This is a genomic window from Streptomyces sp. BJ20 (assembly GCF_022869105.1).
Classification (GTDB): Bacteria; Actinomycetota; Actinomycetes; order Streptomycetales; family Streptomycetaceae; genus Streptomyces; species Streptomyces griseoincarnatus.
Genome location: NZ_CP094918.1, coordinates 7,195,709 through 7,211,895 on the forward strand (window position 1 = coordinate 7,195,709; position 16,187 = coordinate 7,211,895).

Below are 16,187 nucleotides of genomic sequence, written 5' to 3' on the forward strand. Positions count from 1 at the left end.
CCTCGTACTTCCCGTACTACTCGTTCGTGATCTCCTCGACGACCGTCGCGCCCAGCTCGCGGACGAGGAGCTCCTTCCCGGAGAGGGCGGACTCGTCGAGGTCGGGGTCGTCGTCCTCCGGGATGTCGTCCTCGGGCGAGATCGGAGGGGGCGGCTCCGGGGCGGCAGGCCGGGAGGGAGCCGCCGGGGCGGGCGCCGAGGACGCGGGGGGCGGAGACGCCGGGGCCGACGCCTGCGGGGTGGCGGGGCGTCGGGCGTCGCCGGGGCCGCCGCCGCTCGCCGCTCCGTAACCACCGCCGCTCGGTGCTCCGTAGCCACCGGCACCGCTGCGGCCGCCGGACGGGCCGCCCGCGGGACCGGACGGGGCCGGGGCGCCACCGCCGGACGGGTCGACGACCGCCTCGATCTTCCACTGCACGTTGAACTGCTCGGTCAGCGCCTGCCGCAGCACGTCCTCACTGCCGCTGCTGAGGAAGTTGTCGCGGGCGCCCGCGTTCACGAAACCGAGCTGGAGCGTCGTGCCGTCGAAGCCGGTCACCTGGGCGTTCTGGCTGAGCAGGATCCAGGTGAAGCGGCGGCGGTTCTTGACCGTCTCCAGGATGTTCGGCCAGAGCATGCGGGGGTCGAGGCCGCCGCCTCCGCCGCCGGAGGGCGTGGCGGGCGCCGAGGGCGCGGACGGGGCCGCGGGGGCCGCCGCAGGGGTGGGCTGCGGCGCCTGGGGCCTGCTCGCGCCGCCGCCCGCGGAGGCGGCCGTGGGCCAGCCGCCTGGCCGCCGGCCCGCGCCGCCGCCGCCCGCGGGGGCGGAGGTGGGCCAGGCGCCGGGGGCGGGGGTGGCGGACGCCGACGGAGCGGGCGCCGGTGCGGAGGCCGGGGGCGCCTGAGGGGCGGCGGGGGGCGGGGTCGGCGCGGGAGCCTGCGCCTGAGGCTGGGGCTGCGTCCGGGCCGGAGGAGCCGGAGCCGGGGGGGACGGGGGCGTCGGCTGACCCTGTGCCCGTACGGCGGCGCGGGCCGCGGCGGGGCCGCCGCCGGGCTCGACGACGTCGTGCGGAGCCGGAGCGGCCGCCCCCTGGTGGGCCTCCGGACCGGGGACGTACCCCATGGGGGGCACGCCGGCGGCGGCACCGCCCGCGGAGAACTGCACCCCGCGCTCGATGCGGTCGAGCCGGGCCATCAGCGAGCGCTCGTCACCGTACGCGGCGGGCAGCAGCACGCGCGCGCAGATCAGCTCCAGCTGGAGCCGGGGCGAGGTGGCGCCGCGCATCTCGGTGAGGCCCTCGTTGACGATGTCGGCGGCGCGGCCGAGCTCGGCGGGCCCGAACGTGCCGGCCTGCGCCTGCATGCGCTCGAGGACGTCGGCGGGGGCGTCGATGAGGCCCTTGTCCGCGGCGTCGGGAACGGCGGCGAGGATGACGAGGTCGCGCAGCCGCTCCAGCAGGTCGGCGACGAAACGGCGCGGGTCGTTGCCGCCCTCGATCACCCGGTCGACGACCTCGAAGGCGGCGGCGCCGTCACCGGTGGCGAAGGCCTCGACGACGGAGTCGAGCAGCGAGCCGTCCGTGTAGCCGAGCAGGGAGGTGGCCATGGCGTACGTCACACCCTCCGCCCCGGCGCCGGCGAGCAGCTGGTCCATGACGGACATGGAGTCACGCACGGAACCGGCGCCGGCCCGCACCACCAGCGGCAGCACGCCCTCCTCGACGGCGATGCCCTCCTTCTCGCACACCTCGCCGAGGTACTCGCGGAGCGTGCCGGGCGGCACCAGCCGGAACGGGTAGTGGTGCGTACGCGACCGGATCGTCCCGATGACCTTCTCGGGCTCGGTGGTCGCGAAGATGAACTTCAGATGCTCCGGGGGCTCCTCGACGACCTTGAGCAGCGCGTTGAAGCCGGCCGACGTGACCATGTGGGCCTCGTCGATGATGTAGATCTTGTACCGGCTGGACGCGGGCCCGAAGAACGCCTTCTCCCGCAGGTCACGGGCGTCGTCCACACCGCCGTGGGACGCGGCGTCGATCTCGATGACGTCGATCGAACCGGGCCCGTTGCGCGCGAGGTCGCGGCAGGACTGGCAGGTGCCGCACGGGGTGGGGGTGGGTCCCTGCTCGCAGTTCAGGCATCGCGCGAGGATCCGCGCACTGGTCGTCTTGCCGCAGCCGCGGGGTCCGCTGAACAGGTACGCGTGATTGACCCGGTTGTTCCGCAGCGCCTGCTGCAGCGGGTCGGTGACATGCTCCTGCCCGATGACCTCGGCGAAGGACTCGGGTCGGTAGCGGCGGTACAGCGCGAGAGACGACACGTCTACGAGGTTATAGGCGCGCACCGACAACCGGACCGGCCCGCCGGGGAACGCAAGCGCCCCCCACGCACCCGCCAGAGCCAACCTACCCTTGCTGCCTTCCGGCCCTGGGGGAGTTCAGTCAGATAGCGCCGCGTGAGGGGCTACGCAGAGGCTACCTCATCCCCCGGGCCGGGAACGAGTTCGCGAGCACTCCTCTCGGTCATGTAATGTTTCCGGCGGAGGATTCGCCTAGAGGCCTAGGGCGCACGCTTGGAAAGCGTGTTGGGGGCAACCCCTCACGAGTTCGAATCTCGTATCCTCCGCAGCCGCCCACCTGGGCAAACGAAGGCTCCGACCGGATCTCGGTCGGAGCCTTCGTCGTTCCGTGGTTGCAGTTTTGGTTGCAGTTACCGGTTACCGCCCGTTGAGGACGGCCCGGCACACGCGGCAGTACATCGCTGCGTACCGCCCGTACCTGCGCATCAGCTGACCGCACCCGGCGCACGGCCCCAGCTCCCACGTCGGGCATCCCAGCGCGGCGGAGGCGGCGGCCCGCTCGACTGGGGTGATCCGCATCGGATCACGAGAGCCCTGCTCGGGCATGCGGGGAAGAGTGAGGCCACCAGTCGGCTGGCCGAGGTCACGGATGGGCCGGGCGTCGCTGACGAACCAGCCTTCTTCTCCTGCCCGGCAGGTGCGGTCGATCTCCTGCTCGGCGAAGGTGATCACGTCGTCGTCCTCTTCGGCAGAGGCTCGGGGTAGAGGGGTCCGTTCACCGACGATCTCCTCCCACAGCATGCGGTCGCCCGCCGACACCCACATGTGCCGACCAGCCCGGCCGTTGCCGCGGCTGGGCACACAGGCCGGGACGCTCTCCCCCGTGGCGCTCTGCAAGACCAGATCTTCGATGTAGACCGGCTTCTTCTCAGGCACGCACAGCGCGGGCACGAACCAGTCGGCGTGAATCGCGCCACAGTGACCAGCACCCTCGCTGACGAGGCAATGGCGGTCGCTGCTCGGCACGCACTTCCAGACCTCCAGGTGGCGGTACCCGCCGCGGATCACCATCTCCTTGCCGTCAGCGATGTCCTTCCACGGCATGTCGTCGACGCGTGCCCACGGGGCTCGGTCGATAAGGGACGCCGTCCGGTCCTTCGCTACCCACAAGGGCGTGATGCCGTGCTCCACAGCATTGACCGAGCGCCGGTGCACGCTGCTGGGGCTGACGTGGTGGTACTGGATCTCCCAGCCGATCCGTATACCGCTGGGTCCGGTGACGACGGCGTCGGTGACGCTCCGCCGGTTGGCTACGGGGACCTCAGCCTCGGAGTCCAGCCCATACCGCGCGGCGGTCTCGACGACCCGTTCCTTCGTGGCCTTGTGCTGTGCGCTCTCCGCCGGGGTCGGCTTGTGTGTGACCGGTAGGTGAGAGGCAACCAAGGGCCTTCGGCCACCCACCCGGCCTCGGCGGATGAACATCCACGGAGACTTTCCCCCTGCCTCCGACTGGCACTCCCGCCCCTCGTGGTGCGCCAGGCATTCCAGCAGTTGCGGGTCGCGGTCGGTGATGCTCGCGGTGATCTCGCCGAGCAGCTCCGGACGGCCCGGATGCCCAAGATCGGGTAACGACAGATTGATCTCTATGCCATATCCGGTGTGCCACACCCCGTTAGCCATTCCTCCACGATAGGAACGTCCACTGACACTCAACAGGGCGCGCACCAGGGGAAGATGGCGGGGGCAGGCCAGCCCTTTTGCACGGCCCTGCAGCGCGGTGTGAGGCATCGGCGACGGGCCCTCGCACGGAGATCAGCCGGCGTTCTCCTCATCGTTCAGGAGTCGCATCGCGTAAACCTGTTCCTCGGGGTGCCGTGCCAGCCGCGCCATCCCCCAGGCAGTGCGAGCGTCCATGCCTGGCCCGGACTCGGCGGCCAGGCGGCGGGCCTGCCACGTCGTCCGAGGTGCTAACACCCAGCGCACGAGCGGGAAGCGTACGCAGCCGGTGCCGACTGCCGTCCTTCCTGTCGGCATGCGGCCACTCACCGAGGAGGGGTCGGGTCCGCCCGGTGCGTGCGATGTCGAGTCGGCCACCCGGCGAGTGTCGCGGCGCATCGGCCTCTACGGAGGCGATCGGGCCGGTGACCACCGGAAAGAGCGGCGGACGTCGCTGTCGTTGACGTCCGAGGTGGTCGTGTCGTCCACCGGTACCGGGCCCACGTGGCCCTGTCGGGCAATCGGGATCCGGACATGGCCAACTTGCGCCCTTCTCGCGCTGCCTCGGCCTGCTCAGACTGCCGTACACGGACCTGTGGGGGGAGGCTTCGATCGTGGCTGGGCGTAGACGGGGTGCGGCTGCTCGCAGGCGGCGGGCGGCGCGGCTAAAGGCGGTGGCGGCCGGCGGTGGCCTGGTACTGGTCCCGCTGGTGGTGCTCTGGTCGGCCGTGTGGCCATACGTCACGGGCGCGTTGGTCCTTGGCGGCGTCAGTGCGGTGGGCTGGTGGCTGTGGCGTACGGACCGGCTCGTGCGAGGGCGGGACCGTCTGTGGCGGCAGGAAGAGGCGGTGAAGGCCGGGCACCGGACTCTCGCCGAGGTGGACGCGATGACCGGCACCGAGTTCGAGGACCTGGTCGCAAGCCTGTGCCGACGGGACGGCTGCACGCAGGTGCGGCGAGTGGGCGGTGCGAACGACAACGGCGCCGACGTCGTCGGCCGCCTCCCGGACGGGCGGACCATGGTGATCCAGTGCAAGCGCTACGCGCCGAGCAGCACGATCGCCAGTCGCGAGTTACGGGATCTGCTGGGTGCCAAGGTGCACTTCGGGGCCGACCTGGCGGTGTTCGTGACGACCACGCGCTTCAGCCGACCCTCCGAGAGGTTCGCGGTGCAGCACGGCATCCTCGCGGTGCACCGCGACCACCTCGGCCTGTGGAACAACGGTGCCTCCCTGCTGTCCCTGACCGAAGTGAACGGCCACGGTCAGGGAGACTCCCGGCACCGGGCGCGCTGGAAGCGGGCATACGGGAGATGACCGGCCTCGCGGGTGCGCGAGGCCGGGTCCTGCAGGATGCTCGCAGGGTGGGCTCAGGTTGCGCCGCCCTCGCTCGTCAACGGCGGCGCGGTTACACGCGAGCGGGTACGCCGGCCAGGCCCTCGTCACCGTCCTCGCCGTCTTCCCCGCGGTTCTTGCGGTCGCGTGCTCCGTCGAGGCTGTCCAGGCTTCCTCGCTGGAAATCCGCGAGGGTGCTGGCGGTCTCTGCTCCGGCCGAGGCACCGGGTAGGCCCTCGATACGCAGGCCGGAGGTGGTGTGGGCTACCGAGTAACCCAGTTCCTGGAGTACGCCGGTGAGTGCGTGATGCACGTAGGCACGTGTACTGCGGTGCAGGAGGCCGGCGCGTCCGTCGGCCAGCCCTTCGGTCTGTTCACGTGCCGCAGCTGAGCGCTCGGTGGTGGAGACGAACCACTCCAGTGACGCGGCCCTCGTACCGGATGACGCGATCAGGACGCCGACGGCTCGAGTGCGGTCGTCCCTCTCCGCGACAGGGAAGCCCATGCCTTTGCACAGGACCTCGAGTTCGGTCGCGATGTGGTTGCCGTCGTGACGATGGTTGCCCATGTGGGTAGCGCTTGTCGGGAATCTCTAAGCGGCGGCTCCGCCGGGTGGCCTCTGCCCCATGTAGTACTCCAGGGTGACCTGCATCCCATGGAGTGTTTCCATCAGCCGCTCAAGGCGTGTTTGCGACTAATGCTGCTAAAGGTGACGCCTCGTCAACGGGATGGGCCCTCTGCCCGAAGGGAGCGTTCCCGGCTTTACCTGGCCAGCGGCCCTGTTGGTCGACGCGAAGAAGTGCAGGCGGGAGCTCTGTCCTCCGAGGTAAAGCATCACTGGACCGACCCGATCGGGCGGATCATGAAGCCCAGCCGTGGCTGAGGGGGAGGCGGCCGGCCTGGTGTGCGTCGCGTTGCTCGGTGATCCACTGCTCGACCTGATCCACAGAGTCTGTGACTATCCGGTCCGTCGTATCGAGCACCTGCGTGCGCCATCGGGGATCACCAGCACTCCAACCGGTCCAGCGCCAGACCATCTCGGGCCAGCCGTTGTCGATGATGACATCGGGCCGGTGAGACGGGTCGAGGGCGTGCTTGCGGTGCCATGCAGCCCAGCCGATGTAAGCATCGATCGCCTTGGGGTCCCATCGTCCGGGGTCACGCTCAGCGAGGCGAGCGCGTCGAACCGGGTCAGCGACATCGACCAGGCACACGGCGATGCCATCCAGCAGCGGGGCGGAGGGCGCGGCCAGCAATTCGCCCAAGGGGGACTGCCCGCTGAGGAGAAGGTCGATGCCGCGGTCCTGGTAGTCCAATGCGCGTCGCACCCACATCTCGGTCATGCGCTGGCGCCAGTGCCGGTCGGCGCCCTCTGGTGCACCGACCTCATCGACGTCGTGCGCGGCGATCCTCTCGAGCCGACCGGCCGCCGCGAGGGCGAGGGTCGTCTTGCCTGAGCAACTTGACCCGGTGAGCTTGAACAGCATGGCGCCAGGGTGCCAGCAGCAAGACGCCTTCCACGATCGATTTCCTCGGGCCACGAACCTCCTCGCCTGCTGCCGGTACTTGGCATGGGGAGGGCGCTGACCTTCGTGCCCAATCGTTAGAGACGATCAGCGAGGTCCTGGACGCATCGCTCGTGCTGTCCGGGACACGTGTGCGCTGGGCTTCGCAGATACGGTCCATGGTGGGCGCGGGTCATACTCGTTCTGCCTGTGACACAGGGAGGTCAGACGGCGTGACGACGAACGAACCGCGTTCGACTCCGCAACGGCAGAGAACATCTTGCGTAGAGCCTGCGAGCTGGCCGGTTTGGACCCCAACGGGATCGAGATGGTGCGGCTCGGTGATCACGCGGTGTTCCGCGTCGACGGCGGACGAGTCGTTTCGCGAGTCGGTCGGCACGCTGACCGCCTGCCGTCGGTGCGCCGAGAGGTTGCTGTGGCGCGATGGCTCGAAGCTGAGGACTATCCGTCGGCGCGACTCGTCGCGGAGGCTGAACAGCCTGTCGTCGTCGAAGGGCATCCGGTGACCTTCTGGGAAGGGCTGGCCGACGGCGAGAAATACGCCAGCACGCGTGAGATGGGTGAACTCCTGAGGCGGCTCCATGGTCTGGAACCGCCGCACTTTCCGCTGCCCGAGCTCCGTCCCTTCGACAAGGTCAGGCAGCGTCTGGGGCGCGCTGAGATCCGTGCGGAGACTCGCGCCTATCTAGCCGGCCGCGCCAAGGAGTTGGCGGCCGAGTACCAGGAGCTGGAGTTCGTGCTTCCGCCGGGGCATCTGCACGGTGACTTCAACGTCGGCAATGTCCTGCGAGACGCGGAAGGCCACCCGCAGGTCATCGACCTGGACGGTTCCGTAACCGGTCCCCGTGAGTGGGACCTCATACAGACGGCCATGTACTACGACAGCTTCGGCTGGCACACGGAAGCCGAGTACGCCGACTTCGCGGACGGCCGACCTGGACTCGCGAAGGCTAGGGCTCTGCATCTCGGTCGCCGTCGGTCGTCTGCTGCCCTTCGCGTCACGGCTTGGAGTCCGCCTGCCGGCGTCGCGATGCTGCTGTCGGATCCCTTGGGTAGTCGCGGAGGCGGCGCGTCTGGCCGTTCACGTGATCAAGCACGGAACCATTTGGTTGTAACCGATATCCCTTCCTGCAGCGATGTGGGCGTGATCGTCGGGAAGAGCGCTCGCAGGCGGGTGCCGTCAGCCTGCGAGTGGGGGACGTCGCCCACTCGGGTGGCTGTGTGTTCCCGGAGAGTGCGGAGCCCGGTTGCGGCCTCGATCTCGGGGATCAGGTCGAGAAGGGATGTCCGCGTGCCGAAGGCGAGGTTTGTTGGCCAAGGGTCGACGACTCGGCGCAGGAGGGCATCGGTCAGAACCTGGCAGACCGTGCCCACGTACGTGAAGTCGCGTGTCTGGGTGCCGTCACCGTGCACGGTCAGAGGGCGTCCGTTGAGCGTGGCGCTGATCCACTTCGGGATGACCGCGGCGTAGGGGTGGTCGGCGTGCTGGCCGGGCCCGTAGACGTTGAAGAAGCGGAAGGGCAGTACCGGCAGGCCGAAGCTGTAGTGGTACGCGCCCAGGTACGCCTCCGTGGCGAGTTTGGTGACCGCGTACGGGCTCATCGGGGCAGTGGTGAGGTGTTCGTGCTTCGGGAGGCGCGGGTTCGCACCGTAGACCGAGGACGAGGAAGCGGCGATCACGTGCAGGTTGCCAGCCCGGCGGGCTGCTTCGAGGACCTGGAGGGTTCCGGTTGCGTTGGCGTGGTGGCTCGCCAGGGGGTCTTTCACGGAGCGAGGCACGGACGGCAGGGCGGCCAGGTGGACGATGGCGTCCGTGCCGTGGAATGCCTGTTTCAGGAGAGCGGCGTCCTGGATGTCGCCCTCGAAGAAGTGGACGTCCAGTCCCGCGATGTTCTCCTTGTTGCCGGTGGAGAGGTTGTCGATCACTCGGATCTGGCTGATTTCGCGGCGCTCCATCAATGCCCGGGCCAGGTTGCTGCCGATGAATCCGGCGCCGCCGGTAATCACGATCTTCACGTGGCTTCCCTTCAGAGAGAGTCGACGTGGGCGCCAGCAAGTCGGCGGCGGCAGTCGAGGATGTACGGGGCGTGGGCGGTGATCAGGGGGTAGTCGAAGGCATCGTGGTCGGCGAGCAGGACGACGGCGTCGGCTGCCCCGAGACACTCGGGGGTTACCTCAACTCGCTGGAGGTTTTCCAAGTCGGCCGCGCGGGGGTGAGCGTCGTCGCTGACGTGAGGGTCAGCCACCTCGACCTCGGCGCCCATGCGTATGAGCAGCTCGGCGATGCGGGCTGCCGGGGTCTCGCGGGCGTCGCCGGTGTTGGCCTTATACGCGAGGCCGAGCAGCAGAATCCGGGAGCCGTTGAGGGACTTCCTGCGCTTGTTGAGGCCGTCGACGAGGCGCCGGACCACGTAGTCAGGCATGTGGTTGTTGACGTCGTTCGCCAGCTCGACGAAGCGGAAGTTGCGGCCCAGGGTCCGCTGGACGCGCCAGGACAGGTACGACGGGTCTATGGGCAGGCAGTGGCCTCCGACGCCCGGTCCCGGGGTGAAGCGCATGAACCCGAACGGCTTGGTGGAGGCCGCGTCGATCGCCGACCAGACGTCGATGTCCAGTTCGTGGGCGAAGATCGCCAGCTCGTTGGCGAGGGCGATGTTCACGTGCCGGAAGGTGTTCTCCAGCAGTTTGGCCAGCTCGGCCTCCTTGCAGCTGGCGACCGGGACGACCGTCTCGACGAGGGACGCGTAGAAGGAGTGGACGGCTTCCTTGGAGGCGGGGTCGATGCCGGAGATGACCTTGGGCGTGTTCTCCAGCGTCCACGTGGCGTTTCCTGGGTCTATGCGCTCGGGGCTGTAGCCGAGGCGGAAGTCCTGGCCGGCGGCCAGGCCGGAGGTGCGTTCGAGGAGCGGGCCGAAGACTTCCTCGGTCGTGCCGGGGTACGTGGTGGACTCCAGGACGACGGTCGCCCCATGTGTGAGGTGGCGGCCGAGCATCCGCGCCGCGTCCTCGACGTGGGAGAGGTCAGGCGCCCCGTCTCGGAGGGGCGTGGGGACCGTGACGATCGCTACGTCGAAGTCCGCGCAGTCGGACGCGTCGATGGTCGGGCGATAGGCGCCGGCGGCGAGGAGCGGGGCAAGACGTGAGTCCGGGATGTCCTCGACGTAGGACTCACCGCGTACGAGCCGCTTGACGCGCTGGGCGTCCACGTCGAAGCCAATGACCTGGTGCCCGACCTCGGCGGCCCTGACGGCGAGTGGGAGTCCGACGTATCCCTGCCCGACCACGACGACGCGGAGCTGTTGGAGCGCGCGATTCTTGATCATGCTGGCCACCTCTTCGGCTTCGGGCGGGGGTATGGGCGGTGCATGCGGATCGGCGGCGCGGCGGGCGCTCTAAGATGGGAGGTGCCTCGGCCGTACGGGACTCGCTTGGCCGCCTGTCTCGGACGGCCGAGCGCCTTCTTGGCCCGGCTCGGGCAGGTCACAAAACCTGCGAGAAGGGCAAACCGCTGGTTCGATACGATGGCGGTGGCCTGCAGACCCGTACCGTCACAGTGCGTGACGCAAAGCCGCAAGCTGAGTGATCGCAAGGGCTGCAGCTTCCCGACTTGGGCCCGCCGTGGCACCGCCGCCGGCGCCGTACGTACGAAATGGAGCATCCGAGGATGGCTCGACACCTGGTCACCAGCGCGCTTCCCTACATCAACGGGATCAAGCACCTGGGCAACATGGTCGGGTCGATGCTTCCGGCGGATGTGTACTCCCGGTACCTCCGCCAGCGCGGCCACGACGTCCTCTACATCTGCGCCACCGACGAGCACGGCACGCCGGCCGAGCTGGCCGCCAAGGAGGCCGGGCTCTCGGTCGAGGAGTTCTGCGCCCAGGCCCACGACGCGCAGAAGGCCGTCTACGACGGGTTCGAGCTGGCCTTCGACTACTTCGGGCGCAGCTCGTCGCAGCAGAACGTCGAGATCACCCAGCACTTCGCGCGGAAGCTGAACGAGAACGGGTTCATCGAGGAGCGGGCGATCCGTCAGGTGTACTCGCCCGTCGACGGCCGCTTCCTGCCGGACCGGTACGTCGAGGGCACCTGCCCGCACTGCGGCTACGACAAGGCCCGCGGCGACCAGTGCGAGAACTGCACCCGCGTCCTCGACCCGACCGACCTGCTCAACCCGCGCTCGGCGATCAGCGGCTCCACGGACCTGGAGGTCCGCGAGACCAAGCACCTCTTCCTGCTGCAGTCCAAGCTCCAGCACGAGGTCGAGGCGTGGATCGACGCGGTCAGTGAAGAGTGGCCGCACCTGTCCTCGGCCATCGCACGCAAGTGGCTGACCGAGGGCCTGCACGACCGCGCGATCACCCGCGACCTGGACTGGGGTGTCCCAGTGCCGGCCGACACCTGGCCCGACCTCGCGGCCGAGGGCAAGGTCTTCTACGTCTGGTTCGACGCTCCGATCGAGTACATCGGCGCGACGAAGGAGTGGGCGGACGCCGCCCCGGACGGCGAGATCCGCGACTGGAAGTCGTGGTGGTACGAGGCCGACGACACCGTCCGCTACACCCAATTCATGGCCAAGGACAACGTCCCCTTCCACACGGTGATGTTCCCGGCCACCGAGCTGGGTGTGCGCGAGCCGTGGAAGAAGGTCGACTTCGTCAAAGGCTTCAACTGGCTGACGTACTACGGCGGCAAGTTCTCCACGTCCCAGAAGCGTGGCGTCTTCACGGACGCCGCCCTGGAGATCCTTCCCGGCGACTACTGGCGCTACTTCCTGATCGCCAATGCCCCGGAGTCCGACGACTCGTCGTTCACCTGGGAGCACTTCACCGCCACGGTCAACAAGGACCTGGCCGACACCCTGGGGAACTTCGTCAACCGCGTGCTGTCCTTCTCCCGCAAGCGGTTCGGCGACGAGGTCCCGGCCGGCCACCCGGCCGGTGAGGCGGAGGCGAAGCTGGGCGAGGAGATCGCTCGGCTCCTCGCCGAGTACGAGGAGCAGATGGAGGCTCTCCAGTTCCGCAAGGCCGCCGCTGCGCTGCGCGCCCTGTGGTCTGCGGGCAACTCCTACCTGGAGGAGAAGGCGCCCTGGCTGGAGATCAAGACCGACCCGGACTGTGCCGCGCTGACCCTGCGCACCGCGATGAACCTGATCCACCTGTACGCGGTGGTCTCCGAGCCGTTCATTCCGTCCACTGCGGCTGCCATGCGGGGAGCCTTTGCGCTGGAGGGTGACACCGCGACCTGGGTGACCGCCGAGCAGGCCAAGGCCCTGAACGCCGTGCCGGCCGGGACCGCGTTCACCGTTCCGCCGGTGCTCTTTACGAAGATCACCGAGGAGGACCTGGAGTCCTACAAGGCTCGCTTCGGTGGCGCCGAGGACGCCTGACCGTATCTCTCGCCCCCGTACCGCCTGCGCTCTCATCGGTCGGTACGGGGGCAGAGACGGCTGGGCAGGTCTGCGGCCGGGACGTTCATCAGCCGGATTCGAGGCGTGATGCCGTCGACCTCGACCCAGGTGACGCCAGCGGATCCAGGAACGTGATCCAGGTATCGGTCGAAGCCGTTCCCCGTCAGCCGCAGCAGCAGGCAGGCGATTCCTCCGCCGTGCCCGATCAGGATGGTCGTACGGTGTGGCCCTGAACAGACTTCGTCCCAGAGCTGCACGTAGCGGGCTTGGACGTCCTCGGACGACTCACCGCCTGGTGTGCGGAGTTGGTGGATCGGGACGCCTCGGCGGCTGGCTTCGGCTGCTGCGAGCTCCCTGGGGCGGCCTCCGAGGTAGCCGCTGTTCTTGGCGGCCAGGCGCTCGTCCACTCGCACGTCGGCGGGAGTGAGCGCGGCGGTCAGCAAAGCGGCGGACTGACGGCAGCGGGACATCGGGCTGACGAGCATCTGGTCCACCGTGACGCCGGCTGCGGCGAGGCTGTCGCCGACCTTGCGGATGTCGTCGCTCCCGCGCTTGCTGAGGCTGCCGCCGACAGCCTGGCCCTGGTGGATGCCCTGCCGGTTTTCCTCTGTCTCACCGTGCTTGATCAGGTAGATGTGCTTCGAGTGCATGGCGTGGTGTCCCCTTCTTCGAGTCAGTCCCAGTCGCGGACGTCGACGCAGGTGGATACGGCGTTGGCGACCTGGTCGTGGTCGGCTCGGCTCATGGCGGGGAAGCGGTCGTGGTGCCACTCGATGTAGAGGATGGAAATCAGGTTGATCGTCCCGTCGGTGAGCAGCTTGCTGAGCACGGGATACTCGGCGCCCTCGATGTCCATCTTCACGACGACGTGATCGTCTGCGGCGACAGTCCGGCGCAGCCAGGAACTGAAGTCGGTCGCGGCGACGGGGACCGGTGAGCTGTAGTCGATCTGCTGGTCGTACATCGGCGGCACGCGCTTGCCGGGCATCACGGTCGAGCTCTCGTGGTGGCCGAGGAAGAGGTCGATCGTCCCGTCGTGGGTCCATACCGCGCTGTTGGAGATCTCGACGCGCGGGGAGACAGGGGCCTGCTCGACCTGCTGGTGGATGGAAGGGATCAGGTCCTCGTTGGGCTCGAACGCGTAGAAGTCGTGGTCGGGAAGCTCGTGGATGAAGCGGTTCAGCACGATTCCGAGGTTCGTGCCGCAGTCGACGAAGACTTTGCGCATGAGGTACTCCCTTGGTCGGCGCTGGGTAGCAGGAGGTCGATCTCCTGCACGGTGCGGTTGGTGAGCAGGAGGAAGTCGCCGGTAGCGGGGCGGTAGCAGCGCTCCTCGTAGCGGATCGTGATGCGGCGGACCGGTTCCTCACCGCGGTAGGGAGGAAGGTCGCCCCACCTGTAGAGCTGGCCGCCCGGGGCCTTGAGGCGGCGCAGTGATCGGGGCAGGGGGCTCTTCGGCGCGCCGGCGTTGAGCTGGGTGAACATCCTGGTGAGGAAGGCGATGTGCTCGCGTGCCTGTTGCTTGTCCGCCTGTACGTGGCCGTAGGTCTGCTTGAGCGCGCGCAGTTGATCCCGGTCGCCGTCCGCCCGGACGAGAAGGTCACGTAGTTCCCGGTCCCAGACGATGCCGAGGTGGCCGTGGAGGACGGGCTCGTCGGTGAGGAAGTAGCCCAGGACGCGGCCGTACTCGCGCTCGTACGGGCACATGAAGTCGTTGTAGAGCCCGAGCCTCGCCCCTGAAGCGGTCTCCACCTGCCAATGGACGCGTGCCGTGAAGGGGGAATCCCACCAGCCCAGGTGCCAGGGTTGCCACAGCAGGTCGGCGGTGCTGAGCAGGAGTACGGCGAGTGCGATCAGTGCGGCGGGCCAGCCGAACGCCGCGTCGTACTCCGCACCGGGAAGCAGCGTGACGGCGAGGGCGATGTTGGTGCCGATGTTCTCCCAGAAGAGGATGCCGGAGGCGAGGGCCACGACGACGTTGAAGAGGGCGGTCGCCAACAGCGCCGCGATCAGCAGTCGGCGATCGAGGAACGCGACGAGGCCGGCAGTCTCGATGGCCATCGTGAGGAAGTTGAGCGGACGATCGAAGACGCGCGCACGGCGCAGCACGCGGGATGCGGTCTCGGCACGGAGGAAGCGCGCCCAACCCCAGGAGTATGCGGCGGCCATGAGGTAGTGGGTGCGGTTGTGCCAAGCCCATGACCAGGGGTAGGGCCCGAGGCGCGCCTTGCTCCAAGCCGGTTTGACATAGTGGGAGAGCGAGACGCAGCCGAGGACCAGCAGCAGTGCCGCTGCGGAACATGCGGCGCCGAAGAGCATCGCCACGAGGAACCAGGCCAGGTACGCCTTGAGTAGACGCGTGGGCATCATCGCGTGGTGCTTCCAGCCGTGCAGCTTGCCGCAGTACACGGCCATCCACGGCAGCAGGGCCGCCGGCCACAGGCACGAGGCGGCTGCGAAGACGAGTAGCAGCCGTTTGTCGCCGCGCTGGGGCCCGATGGGCTCTGTGACGTCGTAGTCGCTGGTCGCCCCCTGCCAGGTAAGCAAAACGATCACGGTGATGACGAACCAGCGCAGCGGGCCTGGCTCGGGTGATGGCCGGAAAGCGGCCAGCACCGCGAGCGCGAGCGCGATGACCACGGCCAGCAAGACCCGGCGACGGCGAGCGAGGGCTCGCACTGCTGGCGAGACCGCGAAGCGATAGCAGGCCACGACTGCGGCCACTGACACGCCGATGTCGAGGTGGGCCGAAAGCGAGGAAGACGCCATGGCCGCCTACCGCGCGGATGGTGTGAGGGGCTGCTGACTGGCTGCGGGGAGGCTCTCCAGATAGGAGGCGATCCGTTCCCGCGGATCGGCCAGGAGGTGCTCGTCCCGGTGCTGCTCGACGTTGTTGCGCAGTTCCCGGCTTCGGTTGAGGAAGTCGAGCACCGCTTCGCGGGTGATGTGCGGTGCTGAAGTGCCCAGTTCCGCTTCGTGGGCGACCTTGGCGCACCAGTGCTGGTCGTAGGTGGGCAGGGGGATCAGGTGGACCGGTTTGCCGAGGACGAAGGCTTCACTGATGAGGTTGAAGCCGGCGTTGGAGAAGACCGCCTCGGACCGTGCCATGTCCGCGATGAAAGCCTCGCGGTCGAATGTGCAGATCTCGACCCTGTCGCTGGCGTACTGGCGAAGGCTGCTGGTCTCTGCCGCCTGCGCATAGATGCGCAGCGCGCGGTCCGGCACGTGCTGACGGAAGACCTCGGCGAGGGCCCGCACGGGCTCTTCCGGGCCGTGGTCGAAGTAGCGCGAGAAGTAGGCCGTGGCGAGGGGCTCGATTGTGACCGGGGCGGAGCGGATCACGTCGGGGACGACAGGGGCGACTAACTCCAGCTTTTGGTCGTCGGCATCCAGAGGGACGAAGGAGCAGATGAACGACCGGTCGACGTGGGGCGCGAAGTAGCGCAGCCGCTGCTCATCAGCGGTGCGGGCGTATTGGCCGACAGTGGGCAGGTCGAGGTGCCGGTACTTGCTCTGCTGGTCGACAGAGATCAGCGGCTTGCCGAAGTGGTAGGCCAGGCGAGGGGTGTTGGGCTCGTAGTCGGTGATGAACACATCCGGGACGCCGGTCTCCCGAATGATCCGACGCAGATGCAGGTGTTTGGTGACGCCGGTGGGCACCTGCCAGATGTTGGCGCGTACGGCGTCGCTTGCGTGTATGCGGTCACCCCGGGCCAGGAGCGTCGGCATCCACCCGTCCCACGCGGGGAAACCGAGGTCGCGGAAGTACTCCACGCGGGCCGAGCCGTTGGTGACGATCCGCACCTGGTGTCCGCGGTCGCGGAGGTACTGGGCGATCACGCTCTGCCTGACGGAGTGCCCCATGCCGATGCCGTTGACGCCGATGACCACGCTGAGCGGACGTGTGTATCCAGACACGTTGATCC

13 protein-coding genes, 1 tRNA gene, 1 other RNA gene and 1 pseudogene are annotated in these 16,187 nt (G+C 68.6%); 4 read left to right on the top strand and 12 right to left on the bottom strand.

The window, feature by feature from the left end:
• Positions 1-16: 16 nt before the first annotated feature.
• Together MTR79_RS32440 and ffs are read right to left on the bottom strand one after the other, a co-directional pair.
• Positions 17-2,296, bottom strand: coding sequence for a DNA polymerase III subunit gamma and tau (locus MTR79_RS32440; protein ID WP_244792828.1), 2,280 nt, complete (start codon positions 2,294-2,296; stop codon positions 17-19).
• A 49-nt stretch (positions 2,297-2,345) separates the two neighbouring features.
• Positions 2,346-2,444, bottom strand: an RNA gene (gene ffs, locus MTR79_RS32445) — signal recognition particle sRNA small type.
• A 72-nt stretch (positions 2,445-2,516) separates the two neighbouring features.
• On the opposite strand from ffs, the gene MTR79_RS32450 reads away from it, so the two are divergent.
• A tRNA-Ser gene (locus MTR79_RS32450) sits at positions 2,517-2,601 on the top strand.
• A 91-nt stretch (positions 2,602-2,692) separates the two neighbouring features.
• Here the strand turns inward: MTR79_RS32450 and MTR79_RS32455 are convergent.
• Positions 2,693-3,955, bottom strand: a complete 1,263-nt coding sequence (locus MTR79_RS32455) for a hypothetical protein (RefSeq protein WP_244792830.1) — start codon at positions 3,953-3,955, stop codon at positions 2,693-2,695.
• Between the two features lie 710 nt (positions 3,956-4,665).
• Here MTR79_RS32455 and MTR79_RS32460 point away from each other — a divergent pair.
• On the top strand, positions 4,666-5,307 hold the full coding sequence (locus tag MTR79_RS32460; protein WP_244792832.1) for a restriction endonuclease: 642 nt from the start codon (positions 4,666-4,668) through the stop codon (positions 5,305-5,307).
• A gap of 91 nt (positions 5,308-5,398) precedes the next feature.
• On the opposite strand, the gene MTR79_RS32465 is transcribed toward MTR79_RS32460, so the two are convergent.
• The 3 genes from MTR79_RS32465 to MTR79_RS32475 all read right to left on the bottom strand — a co-directional run bounded on the left by MTR79_RS32465 (position 5,399) and on the right by MTR79_RS32475 (position 7,350).
• Positions 5,399-5,893: a hypothetical protein gene (locus MTR79_RS32465; RefSeq protein WP_244792834.1), complete on the bottom strand. Its 495-nt coding sequence runs from the start codon at positions 5,891-5,893 to the stop codon at positions 5,399-5,401.
• Positions 5,894-6,185: 292 nt separating this feature from the next.
• Complete coding sequence (locus MTR79_RS32470; protein ID WP_244792836.1) at positions 6,186-6,812, bottom strand: hypothetical protein; 627 nt, start codon at positions 6,810-6,812, stop codon at positions 6,186-6,188.
• Positions 6,813-7,023: 211 nt separating this feature from the next.
• Positions 7,024-7,350, bottom strand: coding sequence for a hypothetical protein (locus MTR79_RS32475; RefSeq protein ID WP_244793390.1), 327 nt, complete (start codon positions 7,348-7,350; stop codon positions 7,024-7,026).
• On the opposite strand from MTR79_RS32475, the pseudogene MTR79_RS32480 reads away from it, so the two are divergent.
• Positions 7,240-7,752: pseudogene (locus MTR79_RS32480) on the top strand (aminoglycoside phosphotransferase family protein); the annotation flags it as partial. The gene MTR79_RS32475 and the pseudogene MTR79_RS32480 sit on opposite strands and share 111 nt — an antisense overlap.
• A 188-nt stretch (positions 7,753-7,940) precedes the next feature.
• Here MTR79_RS32480 and MTR79_RS32485 read toward each other — a convergent pair.
• Together MTR79_RS32485 and MTR79_RS32490 are read right to left on the bottom strand one after the other, a co-directional pair.
• On the bottom strand, positions 7,941-8,867 hold the full coding sequence (locus MTR79_RS32485; RefSeq protein WP_244792838.1) for an NAD-dependent epimerase/dehydratase family protein: 927 nt from the start codon (positions 8,865-8,867) through the stop codon (positions 7,941-7,943).
• Between the two features lie 11 nt (positions 8,868-8,878).
• Positions 8,879-10,174, bottom strand: coding sequence for a nucleotide sugar dehydrogenase (locus MTR79_RS32490; RefSeq protein ID WP_244792840.1), 1,296 nt, complete (start codon positions 10,172-10,174; stop codon positions 8,879-8,881).
• A 341-nt stretch (positions 10,175-10,515) separates the two neighbouring features.
• On the opposite strand from MTR79_RS32490, the gene metG reads away from it, so the two are divergent.
• Complete coding sequence (gene metG, locus MTR79_RS32495) at positions 10,516-12,240, top strand: methionine--tRNA ligase (protein ID WP_244792842.1); 1,725 nt, start codon at positions 10,516-10,518, stop codon at positions 12,238-12,240.
• Between the two features lie 32 nt (positions 12,241-12,272).
• Here metG and MTR79_RS32500 read toward each other — a convergent pair whose 3' ends face one another.
• The 4 genes from MTR79_RS32500 to MTR79_RS32515 are packed head-to-tail and all read right to left on the bottom strand — an operon-like array spanning position 12,273 to position 16,179.
• Positions 12,273-12,911, bottom strand: coding sequence for a histidine phosphatase family protein (locus MTR79_RS32500; protein WP_244792844.1), 639 nt, complete (start codon positions 12,909-12,911; stop codon positions 12,273-12,275).
• 23 nt (positions 12,912-12,934) lie between these two features.
• On the bottom strand, positions 12,935-13,489 hold the full coding sequence (locus tag MTR79_RS32505) for an FkbM family methyltransferase (protein ID WP_244792846.1): 555 nt from the start codon (positions 13,487-13,489) through the stop codon (positions 12,935-12,937).
• Entirely contained in the window at positions 13,441-15,030 is a 1,590-nt protein-coding gene (locus tag MTR79_RS32510; RefSeq protein WP_244792849.1) for a hypothetical protein, read from the bottom strand. Before MTR79_RS32510 ends, MTR79_RS32505 begins: the two co-directional genes overlap by 49 nt.
• A gap of 6 nt (positions 15,031-15,036) precedes the next feature.
• Positions 15,037-16,179 carry a glycosyltransferase family protein gene (locus tag MTR79_RS32515; protein ID WP_244792851.1) on the bottom strand — a complete coding sequence of 381 codons (1,143 nt, stop codon included), beginning with the start codon at positions 16,177-16,179 and terminating at the stop codon, positions 15,037-15,039.
• Positions 16,180-16,187 lie beyond the last annotated feature (8 nt).